The sequence below is a fragment of the Micromonospora sp. NPDC049580 genome (genome assembly GCF_040675595.1).
Classification (GTDB): domain Bacteria; phylum Actinomycetota; class Actinomycetes; order Mycobacteriales; family Micromonosporaceae; genus Micromonospora.
This window is the reverse complement of record NZ_JBFAPG010000149.1, coordinates 1-12,272: the sequence shown is the minus strand read 5'-3', so window position 1 is coordinate 12,272 and position 12,272 is coordinate 1. Positions and strand designations below refer to the sequence as shown.

Sequence of the window (12,272 nt, the reverse complement as noted above, 5' to 3'; positions counted from 1 at the left end):
CAGCTACCTACCGTCCGGTCGTTAGACCGCGCTGAACCGCCACTGCTGGTTGGTGGCGCTGTGGCAGCCCCACTGCAGCAGCCGGGCCCCGTCGGCCGTCGAGGCGCCGTTGACGTCCAGGCAGAGCCCGCTCAGCGCGCTCTTGACCGTGTAGATCCCGGCGGTGCCGGTCGCCGTCACGGTGAACTTCTGCTGGTTGGCGTTGGTGCAGGTGCTGTGTTGCAGGAAGGCGCCCTGTGCGGTGGACCCGCCGGTGACGTCCAGGCACTTGCCGCTGTGCACCGCCTTGAGGTAGACGGCGCCGCCACCAGCGTCCACCGCCTGCCACTTCTGGTTGTTACCGCCGGTGGCCGCCCACTGCACGACCTGGGCGCCGTCGGCGGTGGAGTTGCCACTGACGTCCATCAGCTTGCCGCTGTGCTGCGCCGTGAGGGTCCAGGTGCGGCCGGCGATCCCTCCGCCGTCGGTGCCGGGGACCCCCACGCCGTTGCCACCGAAGGTGAACGCGTCGAGGTCGAACCAGTTGGACGAGCTGCCCTTGAACACCATGTAGAGCGTGTGCGTCCCGGACAGGGCCGCGACGCTCACCGCCGGCGTGGACTGGTAGTTGTCCCAGCCGCCGGTGCTGGGCACCGTCGTGGTGGCCAGCAGCGTGCCGGTCGGCGAGTCGGCCCGCAGCTCGATGGAACCCCCACCGCTCGGTGACGAGAGCCGGTAGCTGACGGTGCTGATGCCCGACAGGCTCATCGGGTTGAACGCCACCCAGTCGTTGTTGGAGATGTCACCGACGCGCTTGCCGCTCTCCGCGGCGGCCTGGTCGACGATCCGCACGCCGGACTGGCTGCTGAAGTACTCGGCCTGCTTGTGCTTGGGTTGCAGGATCGCCTGCGCGTAGCCGGTCAGCGGCGCCGCGCCACCCGAGCCACCGTTGTCGGTGTAGCGGGCGTTGAGCACGTAGTACAGGTTCGCGCCCTCGGGGTGCCCACCGAGCAGGTCGGTGGAGATGGTGCCCGAACAGCCCGGGTACTCGGTGGTCTCGTGCGCGTGGTCGTCGTGACCGAGTGCCGGGTTGACGAACACCTTGGTGCAGTCGATGGCCGCGCCGCCGGGGTCGGAGACACTGACCGTGTACGAGACCTTGTCGCCGAAGTTCAGCATGCCGCCGTTGGGCGGCACCGTGATAGTGACGACCGGGGCGGTGTTGCCGACGGTGATCTGCACATTGGCGAAGCCGGTCTTGCCGGTGTTGTCGGTGACCTTCAGCTGCGCGGTGTAGTTGCCGTTGGTGGTGTAGGTGTGTGCCGGGTTGGCTGCCGTGGACGTGCCGCCGTCACCGAAGGTCCACTGGTAGCTGAGGGTGTTACCGGCGTCCGGGTCCGCCGTGCCGGCGCTGCTGAACTGGACGGTCAGCGGGGCGCTACCGCTGGTGGGCGTGCCGACGGCCTTCGCGATCGGTGAGCGTCCACCCTGGATGTAGTCGATGCGGTAGAGCCCGGAGTCGTTGTTGCCGCCGCCGAAGTTGGAGCCCCACTCCAGCAGGTACAGCGAGCCGTCCGGGCCGAACTCCATGTCCATCGGCTTGTTGAAGTTGCCGCCGGGCATGAACGAGTTGGTCCGGGTGACCGCCGTCGACGAGTCGAAGTGCGTCTCCTTGATGTAGTTGCGCGACCACTCGTAGAAGAAGTGCACGCCGTCGTAGTAGGCCGGGAACTTCGTCGCCGAGGGGTTCGCCGCGTTGTAGCGGTAGACCGGCCCACCCATCGGCGCCGACCCGCCGGAGCCCAGCTCCGGGAAGGTCGTCGAGGCGGGGTAGCCGTACCACATGTTGGGCGCGACGATCGGCTTGAGGTTGACCAGGCCGGTGTTGTTGGGCGAGTTGTTGACCGGGGCGTTGCAGTTGAACTTCGCCCCGACGACGCCGGTGTCCGGGTTGAACGGCGCGTACGGCTGGTTGTCGCCGTGGCAGAAGGGCCAGCCGTAGTTGCCGGCGGCCTTGATCACGTTGAGCTCGACGAGCCCCTCGGGGCCCCGGTTGGTCGTCGGAGGGTTGCGGTCGGGGCCGTAGTCCGCCAGGTAGACCCAGCCGGTGGACGGGTCGATCGAGAAGCGGAACGGGTTGCGGAAGCCCATGGCGTAGACCTCGGGTCGGGTCTGCGCCGTGCCCTGGGGGTAGAGGTTGCCCGTCGGGATGGTGTAGCCACCGCTGGCCGACGGCCGGATGCGCAGCAGCTTGCCGCGCAGGTCGTTGGTGTTGCCGGCGGATCGGGCGGCGTCCAGGTTGGCCTTGCCCGACCGCCAGTCCAGCGGGGCGTAGCCCTGCCAGTTGGGGTCGAGGTTGGGCGGGGTGTCGTCGCCGGTGCCGATGTAGAGGTTGCCGTCCGGGCCGAACTCGATGTAGCCGCCCGTGTGGCCGGGCTCGGCGAAGGTCCGGTCGCGGGTCGCCGGGATGTCGATGATCCGGGCCTCGCTGGCCAGGTTCAGGGTGTCACCGGTGAGCGTGTAGCGGGAGACCCGGTTGACGTCGGTCGTGCTGCTCGCCGGCGAATGGTAGACGTACACGTACCCGTTGCTGGCGAATGCCGGATCCAGCGCGACGCCGGTGAGGCCGTCCTCACCGCCGGTGTAGACGCTCAGCGTGGCGGCGGTGACGGTGCTGTTCGTGCTCGGCTTGAAGAGCTTGACCTGTCCGCCGCGCTGGACGTAGAGCACGCGGCCGTCGGGCAGCACCGCCAGCGCCATCGGGTCGGCGGTGTTGTCGTCCAGGGTGCGCTTCTCGAAGTTGCTCCAGACGGTGCCGCCGCAGTCCCCGGGCTGGTTGCCGGCGGCCCACTTGACGCCACCGAGGACGTGGTTGCGGAAGTTCGTCTCGCTGTACGACTCGATCGCGTGGCCCATCGCGGTGGCCCACACCCGGCCGCCACCGGCGTTGCGACACCACGAGATCGGGTGGTCCGGGCCCATGGCCCGGGAGCCCGGGTTGTACGTGCGCTCGTCGGCGGTCACCAGGACGTGCACGTTGCCACGCGGGTTGGAGTCGAAGTTGTACCACTCCTCGCTGCGGTTCCAGCGGTCCGGCAGGCCGACCGTCGACGGGTGCTGCTTGTCGGCGACGATGGCGGTGCCGGGGAGCACGCCGGGGGAGTGCTCGGGCATGTGGGCGCCGCCGTTGAGGGTCTGGTCCCACCAGGGGTACTCACCCTCGATGCCCATGTCCAGGGCGTTGTGGATGCCCACGATGCCCTTGCCGCTGGCCAGGTAACCCTCCACGGCCTGGCGCTGGGCTGCCGAGGTCCAGACCATGCCGGAGGTCTGGAACATGATGATGACGTCGAAGGTGGCGAGGTTGGCGGGCGTGAAGACACTCGCGTCCTCGGTCGCCACCAGCTCGAAGTTGTTCGCGGCCGCCTGCTGCTGGAACATGGAGATTCCGGCCGGGATCGAGTCGTGCCGGTAGCCGACGGTCTTGGTGAACAACAGGGCGCGGAAGGCCGGGGCGGCCGACGCCGGCGGGGCCAGGCCGAGGGCCAGTAACAGGCCGACGATCATTCCTATGATCATTGTGGGGCGACGCATGCCGTCTCCTAGGTCTGGGCGGGCAACTCCGTTTGCGCGCACGGGTCCGGCGCGCGTCAGGTTGTGCCTGGGCGCGCGTGGGCCACGAATGTGCTGGTCGCGGTCGTCGTGCCGTCCGCCGAAACGGCAGTCAGCCCCGCAGGACGTCACACAGCGTGACGTGGGCTGTGTGTGCGTCCCTGGTCTGCGAGGTCAGGATGGGCTATCCACTGATAGGTGTCAATGTAACGTCGAGCGTCTGATGTTACCTCCGAGTAGGAGTGGTCGGGTCTGAGCCGCCTGAGCCGGCAGTCGAGCCGATCGAGTGCCGGGCCTGGCAGTCGCCGCAGATCGAGGATTGCGGACCCGCATCCAAACATCTATCTTCATACGTGTGATGTTTCCTCGATGTCAAGGAAATGTTTGCACCATAAAAACGCAAGTTCTGCAGCAGCCTGCGAAAGTGCGTCGCTCAGCGCATCGAACGGCCTACCGGCCGCTGTGCCGACCTCGTCGATGACTACTATCTGTAAGGGCTATCGGGATGTCAGACCCACCACCGGCACCGCTGCTGGCCCTGCGGGGCATCGGCAAGTCCTTCCTCGGCGTGCGCGTCCTCGACGGTGTCGACCTCGACGTGGCGCCGGGCGAGGTGCATGCGGTCGTCGGTGAGAACGGCGCCGGAAAGTCGACGCTCATGAAGATCATTTCGGGTGCGTACGCCCCGGACGAGGGCACCGTGGAGTTCGCCGGCGAGCCGCGCGCGTTCCACGGCCCCCGCGACGCGCAGCGGGCCGGCGTCGGCATCATCCACCAGGAGTTCAACCTGCTGCCCGAGCGCACCGTCGCGGAGAACGTCTATCTGGGCCACGAGCCGGTCCGGCGCGGGCTGGTCGACCGCCGCGAGATGCTCGACCGCACCCGGCGCCTGCTCGCCTCGATCGGGGAGACCGCGCTGCCAGCCGACTCCCGGGTGGGGCGCCTCGGCGTCGCTCAGCAACAGGTCGTCGAGATCGCCAAGGCGCTCGCCCTGGACGCGCGGCTGCTCATCATGGACGAGCCGACCGCGGCGCTTGCAGACCAGGAGGTCGAGCTGCTCTACGGTCTGGTCCGTCGGCTCCAGGAACGCGGCATCGGCCTGCTGTACGTCTCGCACCGGCTCACCGAGGTCTTCGACCTGTCCAGCCGGATCACGGTCCTCAAGGACGGCCGCCGGGTGACCACAGTGGACACCGAGCGGACCAACACGGACGAGCTGGTGCGACACATGGTCGGCCGCGAGCTGTCCAGCTACTACCCGCCGCGGGCCGACCCCGGCGACCGCGGGCCGGTGCGACTCACCGTCCGCAGCGGGGGCAACCGGAAGCTGCGGGGGGTGGACCTCGAGTTGCGCTCCGGCGAGGTGCTCGGCGTCGGCGGCCTGCAGGGTTCCGGACGATCGGCGCTGGCCCGTGCGCTCTTCGGGGTGGCCCCGTTCACGACCGGCGACGTCGAGCTGGACGGCGAGCCGGTGCGGCTGCGCTCGCCGCGTGCCGCGATGCGGGCGGGCATCGCGTACGTCACCGAGGACCGCAAGGGTGAGGGCATCGTGGCCCGGCAGTCGGTGCTGGACAACGCGCTGCTCGCCAGCCGGGCCGTGTTCGCCGCGAGGTCCGGTCGCGCCGCCCGCACCGCACGGGTGCGTGAGCTGCTCGACGCCGTGGAGGTCCGCGCCGCCGGCGACGACCAGGAGATCCGCTTCCTCTCCGGCGGCAACCAGCAGAAGGTCGTCCTGGCCCGATGGCTCGCGTTGACACCACGGATCCTGCTCTTCGACGAGCCGACCCGGGGCATCGACGTGGGCGCGAAGTCGGCCATCCACGATCTCGTCCGCCGCCTCGCGACTGGCGGCGCGGCGGTTCTGATGATCTCGTCGGAGTTACCGGAGCTGCTCGGCATGAGCGACCGGATCGTCGTCCTGCGGGACGGCCGGATCGCGGGCGAGCTGCCCGCCGGCGCGACCGAGGAGGACGTCGTCGCCCTCGCGGTCGGCGCCGTCCGGGAGGCCGCCGCGTGAGCGCGAGGAGTGAGCCGGGTGTGCGAGCCCCGCAGTCGCGAATGGAGACGGCCCGATGAGCGCGAGGAGTGAGCCGGCTTTGCGAGCCCCGCAGTCGCGAATGGAGATCGCTCTGTGACCGCCCTGTCGCTTCGTCCGGCTCGACGTGCCGTGCCGGGCGTGTTCGTGGCCCTGGCCCTCACCCTGGTCATCGGCTGGCTGGTCGTCATGCTCGACGGCGGCCAGCTCTTCAACCAGTCGACGACGGTGAGTCTGCTGCACGTCGCGGCCGGCCTCGGGCTCGTCGCCGTCGGGCAGACCCTGGTCATCCTCGGCGGTTCGCTCGACCTCTCGGTGGCGTTCGTGATCAGCCTGAGCACCCTCGTGGCGGCCGAGGCGATGAACGGCAGCGACGGCGCGTTGCTTCCGGCGATCGGGCTGGCGCTCGCGGTCAGCGCCGCGATCGGGCTGCTCAACGGTGTGCTCGTCACCAAGCTGCGGATCAACGCGTTCATCGCGACCCTCGGCGTCGGGTTGCTGCTCAAGGGCTATCTCGACAACGGCTATGACGGCCCGGCCGGCGAGAGCTCCCCGGCTCTCGTGCGGACTCTCGGGTACCAGCGGATCGGGCCGGTCCCGGTGTCCTTCCTGCTGCTGCTCGCTGTGACCGCGGTGGCGTGGTTCGCGCTGGCGCGTACCCGCTTCGGCCATCACCTCATCGCCGTCGGCGGCGATCCGGAGGTCGCCCGGCTCTCCGGCGTCCGCAACGACCGGGTCCTCATCACCGCCCACGTGCTGTGCTCCCTCTGCGCCGGCCTGGCCGGCGTCTACCTGGCCAGCCGACTCGGCTCCGGCGCCCCACGGGTGGGCACCGAGGGGCTGTACGACCTGGAGTCGATCGCCGCGGTGGTCCTCGGCGGCACCGCCCTCGCGGGCGGGCGCGGGGGAGTCCTCGGCACGGTCGGCGGCGTGCTGCTGCTCGCCAGCATCGACGCGGTGTTCAACCAACTCGAGGTCGACGCGTTCTTCAAGCAGGTGATCCGCGGCGTGATCATCATCGCCGCGGTCGCCGTCTACGCCCGACGGGCCATGCGAAAGGCGGGGTCCTGACCATGCGGGTCGCCGAACGTCGTCCGCTGCCGCTGCGGATCCGCACCGACGGGATCGCGCCGATCGTCGCGCTCCTGGCGGTTCTGCTGATCCTCGTCGCGTTCGTCCAGCCCGACTTCCTCGCGCCGTCGTCGCTGATGTCGTTCCTCGGGCGCTCCGCACCTATCATCCTGCTCGCCGCCGGTCAGTACTTCGTGATCGTCTGCGGAGAGTTCGACCTCTCGGTCGGCTCCCTGGTCACGGCGCAGGTCGTCGTCGCCGCCCGGCTCATCGACAGCAATCCGTCGCGCACCTGGCCGGTGGTCCTGCTGCTGCTCGCCGGCGGCGCGCTCGTCGGGCTGGTCAACGGTCTGGTCACGACGGTGCTGCGGGTGCCGTCCTTCATCACCACCCTCGGCATGTTCCTGATCCTGGTCGGCGCCGTGTACCTGTGGTCCGACGGCGCTCCGAAGGGCGGGCTCTCCGAGGAGTTCCGCCGCTTCGGCCGACGGGCCATCGAGGACGTGCCGCTGCTGGGCCGGATCCCGTACGCGCTGCTCGTCCTGGTGGTCGTCGCCGCGATCGCCGTCGTGCTGACGCGCTCCGACTTCGGTCGCACGCTGGTCGCCGTCGGCGACAATCCGCGCACCGCCGAGCTGAGCGGCGTACGGGTCGCGCGCACCAAGACGATCGCGTTCATGCTCAGCGGCCTCGCGGCGGCGGTCGCGGCGATCCTCCTGGGCGGGTACAGCGGTGTGTCGTTCCAGGCCGGCGTCGGGCTGGAGTTCGGCGCGATCACCGCGGTCGTGCTGGGTGGGGTCGCCCTCGGCGGCGGCCGCGGCTCGGTCGTCGGGGCGATGCTCGGTGCCCTGACCCTCGAGACGCTCTTCGCGCTGATGAACTTCACCGGCGTCTCCGGTGCCCTCAGATCGACCGTCCAGGGCGTGATCATCCTGCTCGCCGTGGCGGTCTCGTCCCTGCGTTCCTCCTCCTCCAGATAAAGGTGATTCGATGAGACGAACCATGACCGCTCTGGCCGCGGCGAGTGTCCTGGTGCTCGCGGGATGCGCCACCGACGAGCCGACGGCGTCACCCTCGGGCACCGCCTCCGCGGCGGCCGGGTCGGGGACCGGGGAGCAGTCCAAGTTCTTCGTGCAGGCCGACTACGACAATGAGCTGGCCCTGCTCGACGCCGCCCCGACGGGCCCGGCCGACAAGCCGTGGGAGCAGGTGCTCAACCCGAAGATGGTGGACACCGCGAAGTTCAAGAAGCCTGGCAAGCACAAGATCTGCTTCTCCAACGCGGCGCTGAACAACCCCTGGCGGCAGGTCGGCTTCAAGACCATGCAGGCCGAGGTCGAGGCGCAGCGGAGCCGGATCAGCGAGTTCGTGCACATCGACGCCGAGGGCAAGGACCAGAAGCAGATCGCCGACATCAACGACCTGCTCGGCAAGAAGTGCGACGCCCTCATCGTCTCGCCGAACACCACCGCCACCCTCACCCCGGCCGTCGAGGCCGCCTGCCAGGCGGGCCTTCCGGTGGTCGTCTTCGACCGGGGGGTCAACACCACCTGCCCGGTGACCTTCATCAACCCGGTGGGCGGCTACGGCTTCGGCCACGTGGGCGCGGAGTTCGTCAGCCAGAAGATGAAGCCCGGCGGCAAGCTGCTGGCCCTGCGCATCCTGCCCGGCGTCGACGTGCTGGAGACCCGCTGGTCCGCCGCGAAGATCGCGCTGGACAAGGCGAAGGTCGACGTCGTCGGCGTGGAGTTCACCGACGGCGACCCGGCCAAGACCAAGAAGATCGTGAACGACTACATCCAGCGGTACGGCACGATCGACGGGGTCTGGATGGACGCCGGAGCGGTAGCCGTGGCGGCGGTCGAGGCGTTCCAGGACGCTGGCAAACCCGTACCGCCGATGAACGGCGAGGACCAGCTCGACTTCCTGAAGCTGTGGAAGGACAAGAAGCTCACCGCCATCGCGCCGACCTACCCGACGTACCAGTGGCGGACGCCGATCATCGCCGCGCTGAGCATTCTCGACGGAACCCAGGTCTCCAACCCGTGGAAGCTGCCGCAGCCCACGATCACCCAGGACAACCTGGACCGGTACCTCGACGCGAGCATGCCGCCGCTGCACTACGCGATGTGCGGCTGCCGCGACCTGCCCGGCTACCCCCAGCGCTGGAAGTAGGTTCGCGGTGTACGCCATCGGCGTCAACCCCTGGGTGTGGGCCTCGCCGGTCGACGACGAGGCCCTCGCCCGGCTGATCCCGCGGATCGCCTCCTTCGGGTTCGACGCGGTCGAACTGCCGATCGAGCAGCCCGGCGACTGGGATCCGGTCCGCACGCGGGACCTGCTGGCCGCGCACGGCCTCGTCGCGGCCGGGGTCTGCGCGGTGACCCCGCCCGGGCGGGACCTGGTGGATGCCACGCCGGCCGTCGTCGAGTCGACCGTCGCGTACCTCATGGGGTGTGTGGCGAGCGCGGCGGCGGTCGGCGCGCCCTGCGTCGGCGGCCCGGTGTACGCGGCGGTCGGCCGCACCTGGCGGATGTCGGCGGCGGCCCGGGCGGCCTGCTACGCCGACTTCCGGCGGGCTCTCGCGCCGGTCGCCGACCGGGCCGGCGAGTGCGGCGTGAGCATCGGCGTCGAGGCGCTGAACCGCTACGAGACGAGCGTGGTCAACACCGTCGAGCAGACGATCGAGCTGATCGACGGCCTCTCCCCGAGCGTCGGCATCATGATCGACACGTATCACATGAACATCGAGGAGGCCGACCCCTACGCCGCCCTCGCGCTGGCCGGTCCGCACATCAAGCACGTCCAGGTCAGCGGCACCGACCGGGGCGCGCCCGGCGCGGATCACTTTGACTGGCCCCGCTTCTTCTCCGTCCTGCGGGGCACCGGCTACCGGGGCGCGGTCTGCATCGAGTCGTTCACGGCAGACAACGCGACCATCGCCACCGCGGCGTCGATCTGGCGGCCCCTGGCCCCCACCCAGGACCGCCTCGCCGTCGACGGCCTGCACCACCTACGGAAGGTCGTCGCCTGACCTGGCGTCGGCACGCCCACGTTGTTAGCGCTAACCACCACCCGCCACCCTCCGAACCCGCCTCGTCGAGGCGTCCCCCACCCCCACCACCACAGGAGACCGTCCCGTGTCCCTCTCATCCATCTCCGTGGCGCGCAGGCTCTTCGCCGGCGCCGCCACGGCGGCACTGACCGCTCTGGTCGCCGTGACCGCCTCGGCCACACCGGCCTCCGCGGCGACCACCACCCTCTACGCGTCCCCGTCCGGCAGCGGCAGCACCTGCTCCGCCAGCCAGCCGTGTTCGCTGGCCGGCGCGCAGGCAGCGGTACGGACGCTCAACAGCTCCATGTCCGGCGACATCGTCGTGGAACTGGCCGACGGCGTGTACCGGCTGACCTCGCCGATGCGGCTGACCGCCGCCGACTCCGGCACCAACGGCTACCAGGTGATCTGGCGGGCGGCGGCCTCGGCCCGCCCGACGATCAGCGGCGCCCGGGCGGTCACCGGGTGGTCGCTCGTCGACTCCGGAAAGAACATCTGGCGGGCCAGCGTCCCCGCCGGGCTCGACAGCCGCCAGCTCTACGTCAACGGCGCCGTCGCCACCCGGGCGCGGACGGCCGTGAATCGCGCCGACTTCACCTTCACCACGTCGGGCATGCGGTTCAGCAACAGCGCGCTGAACTACCTCAACAACCTCGGCAACCAGAACCGGGTCGAGGTGGAGAGCGTCGGCTCGTTCACCGACCGGTACTCGCCGGTGCAGAGCATCAGCGGCAACTTCCTGACCATGCAGCAGCCGGCCTGGAACAACAACACGTTCGGCTTCGACACCCTGTCCCGCCCGCACCGGGCCGGCCCGTTCTACCTGGCCAACGCGTACGAGTTCCTCGACTCACCGGGTGAGTGGTATCTCAACCCCGGCAGCGGCCAGCTCAACTACATCCCGCTGGCCGGGCAGAGCATGAGCTCCGTCAGCGTGGAGCTGCCGCAGCTGCAGTCCCTGGTCAACGTCGGCGGCACCTACGACGCGCCCGCGCACCACATCTCGTTCAGCGGGATCACCTTCACCGGCACCAGCTGGCTCGGCCCGAGCAGCAGCAACGGTTTCGCCGACCAGCAGACTGGCGCGCACATCGTCGGCACCTGGGCCCGCCCGTCCGACGCGTTGACCTCCTGCCAGGAGGGCTGTCAGCTGTTCGAGGCCACCCGGCCGAGCTGGGCCCAGATGCCGGCCGCCGTGCAGGTCTCCGCGGCCAACACCATCGCCTTCAGCGACTCCCAGTTCGTCAACCTGGGGCAGACGGCCATCGGTATCGGCAACGACGCCAACGCCCACGCCAGCGGCGTCGGCCTGGGCGCCAGCAACATCACGGTCACCCGCTCCGAGATCGCCCGCAACTCGGCCGGCGGCATCGTGGTCGGCGGCGTGCGCGCCGACGCCCACCACCCCAGCGACCAGCGGATGGTCAACCGGAACATCACGATCAGCAACAACCGGGTGCACGACCTCGGCCTGGAGTACCGCGGCGTGGTCTCGATCCTGACTACCTACGTCAACACCTCGCTGGTCTCGCACAACGAGGTTTACAACATGCCCTACACCGGCCTCTCGGTGGGTTACGGCTGGGGCGCCAACGACGCTGGCGGCAGCAACCACTACGCCAACCGGGGTCTCTACAACTACCAGCCCCGCTACTCGACGGCCACCACCGCGGCCAACAACCAGGTCATCGGCAACTACGTGCACGACGTGATGCAGCAGATGACCGACGGCGGGTGCATCTACACGCTGTCGGCGAACCCGGGCGGAACCATCAGCGAGAACTACTGCCTGCGGACCAACGGCTGGTTCGGGCTCTACTTCGACGAGGGCTCGCGCTACTACACCGCCCGCAACAACGTGTTCTCCTCCACCGGCACCTGGGCCACCGCCAACTACTACTACGCCGAGAACATGGGCAACTTCACCGTCACCAACAACTGGTCGACCAACGGCAGCACGAACGTGACCAACGGCGACCGCGGCAACGTCGTCAACGGCAACGTCACGGTCTCGAACGGCAGTTGGCCGTCGGGCGCGCAGACGGTGATCAACGCCGCCGGCGTGCAGAGCGGCGGCAGCACCAACCCGCAGAACGTGCAGCTTGTCGGCGTCCAGTCGGGTCGCTGCGCCGAGATCGGCAACTCCAGCACCACCAACGGGACGCAGGCCCAGCTCTGGGACTGCATCAGCGGCGCCGCCAACCAGCGGTGGACCCACACCGCGAGCCGGCAGCTCATGGTGTACGGCACCAAGTGCCTGGACGCTTCGGGTCAGGGCACCACCAACGGCACCGCCGTGGTGATCTGGGACTGCAACGGCCAGGCCAACCAGCAGTGGAACGTCAACGCCAACGGCACGATCACCGGCGCGCAGTCGGGTCTGTGCCTGGACGCCAACGGCGCCGGGACGGCGAACGGCACGAAGCTCATCCTCTGGGCGTGCAACGGCGGCACCAACCAGCAGTGGCAGCTGCGTAGCTGACATCTGGTGCGCCCCGGCCGGGGTGCGGCCGGCCGGGG

7 protein-coding genes are annotated in these 12,272 nt (G+C 69.5%); 6 read left to right on the top strand and 1 reads right to left on the bottom strand.

What is annotated here, in order from left to right; all coding sequences use genetic code 11:
* Positions 1-21: 21 nt before the first annotated feature.
* Positions 22-3,573 carry a ThuA domain-containing protein gene (locus AB0J68_RS14910; protein ID WP_363938903.1) on the bottom strand — a complete coding sequence of 1,184 codons (3,552 nt, stop codon included), beginning with the start codon at positions 3,571-3,573 and terminating at the stop codon, positions 22-24.
* Between the two features lie 523 nt (positions 3,574-4,096).
* Between AB0J68_RS14910 and AB0J68_RS14905 the strand changes: the two genes are divergently transcribed.
* The 6 genes from AB0J68_RS14905 to AB0J68_RS14880 all read left to right on the top strand — a co-directional run bounded on the left by AB0J68_RS14905 (position 4,097) and on the right by AB0J68_RS14880 (position 12,234).
* The gene (locus AB0J68_RS14905; RefSeq protein WP_363938901.1) at positions 4,097-5,608 is read left to right on the top strand and encodes a sugar ABC transporter ATP-binding protein; all 1,512 of its coding nucleotides are present in this window, start codon (positions 4,097-4,099) and stop codon (positions 5,606-5,608) included.
* 114 nt (positions 5,609-5,722) lie between these two features.
* On the top strand, positions 5,723-6,697 hold the full coding sequence (locus tag AB0J68_RS14900; RefSeq protein WP_363938899.1) for an ABC transporter permease: 975 nt from the start codon (positions 5,723-5,725) through the stop codon (positions 6,695-6,697).
* Positions 6,698-6,699: 2 nt separating this feature from the next.
* Positions 6,700-7,677, top strand: coding sequence for an ABC transporter permease (locus AB0J68_RS14895; RefSeq protein ID WP_363938898.1), 978 nt, complete (start codon positions 6,700-6,702; stop codon positions 7,675-7,677).
* Positions 7,678-7,687: 10 nt separating this feature from the next.
* Positions 7,688-8,872 carry a substrate-binding domain-containing protein gene (locus tag AB0J68_RS14890; RefSeq protein ID WP_363938896.1) on the top strand — a complete coding sequence of 395 codons (1,185 nt, stop codon included), beginning with the start codon at positions 7,688-7,690 and terminating at the stop codon, positions 8,870-8,872.
* A 7-nt stretch (positions 8,873-8,879) separates the two neighbouring features.
* Positions 8,880-9,731: a sugar phosphate isomerase/epimerase family protein gene (locus tag AB0J68_RS14885; protein ID WP_363938894.1), complete on the top strand. Its 852-nt coding sequence runs from the start codon at positions 8,880-8,882 to the stop codon at positions 9,729-9,731.
* A gap of 106 nt (positions 9,732-9,837) precedes the next feature.
* The gene (locus AB0J68_RS14880) at positions 9,838-12,234 is read left to right on the top strand and encodes an RICIN domain-containing protein (protein WP_363938892.1); all 2,397 of its coding nucleotides are present in this window, start codon (positions 9,838-9,840) and stop codon (positions 12,232-12,234) included.
* The last annotated feature ends 38 nt before the right edge of the window (positions 12,235-12,272 follow it).

Coding starts and splice junctions, on each gene's coding strand:
- AB0J68_RS14910 (WP_363938903.1), bottom strand. CDS start 3,573: ATGCGTCGCCCCACAATGATCATAGGAATGATCGTCGGCCTGTTACTG.
- AB0J68_RS14905 (WP_363938901.1), top strand. CDS start 4,097: ATGTCAGACCCACCACCGGCACCGCTGCTGGCCCTGCGGGGCATCGGC.
- AB0J68_RS14895 (WP_363938898.1), top strand. CDS start 6,700: ATGCGGGTCGCCGAACGTCGTCCGCTGCCGCTGCGGATCCGCACCGAC.
- AB0J68_RS14890 (WP_363938896.1), top strand. CDS start 7,688: ATGAGACGAACCATGACCGCTCTGGCCGCGGCGAGTGTCCTGGTGCTC.